Here is a 599-nt window from a genome sequence, read left to right as displayed (position 1 = left end):
TGGTTCTGCGCTGATCGCGCTTACACGAGGTTTAGTACGAATTAGCGTAGTGTTATTAGCGCCACTGTTTGCGCTTTGGTTCGTTTGGCAGGTGCCAGACGGTGTATCACTTAGCTTTACTTTTATGGATCAGGCAATTGAACCGGTAGAAGGAGGAAAATTACGACGCCTATTTGCCACCATCTTTGCGCTAATGACTTTTGTAGGTGGCCTATATGCGTTCCGCCACGCGAAAGCTTTAGAGCTTTCAGCCGCATTTGCCTATGCAGGTGGTGCACTCGGTGTTGCCTTTGCAGGTGACTTACTAACACTGTTTATTTTTTGGGAAGTAATGGCCATCTTCTCAACGATAGTCGTGTGGTGTGGGGGAACCGAACAATCACGAGCGGCTGGTTTGCGATATGCCTTGATGCATTTTCTCGGTGGCGTGATATTAATGGTGGGGATCGCAGGTGTTGCGATGCAGGAGGGCACAATTGATGTTGTCGCAATGCGCGCCGATAGTGTGGCCACCTGGCTAATTTTAATCGGTGTGTTGATTAATGCAGCAGCCCCGCCGGTTTCAGCTTGGCTTTCAGATGCATATCCGGAAGCTACGG

General features: G+C 49.6%; 1 protein-coding gene. It reads left to right on the top strand.

The annotated features are described in order from the left end of the window. Positions 1–49: 49 nt before the first annotated feature. On the top strand, positions 50–599 hold a 550-nt coding region (locus tag ACFQEU_RS17555; RefSeq protein ID WP_379784240.1), incomplete at its 3' end, for a proton-conducting transporter transmembrane domain-containing protein.

The sequence above is a fragment of the Halorubrum tibetense genome, from assembly GCF_042661865.1.
Lineage (GTDB): Archaea > Halobacteriota > Halobacteria > Halobacteriales > Haloferacaceae > Halorubrum > Halorubrum tibetense.
This window is presented reverse-complemented; position numbering and strand designations above follow the sequence as displayed.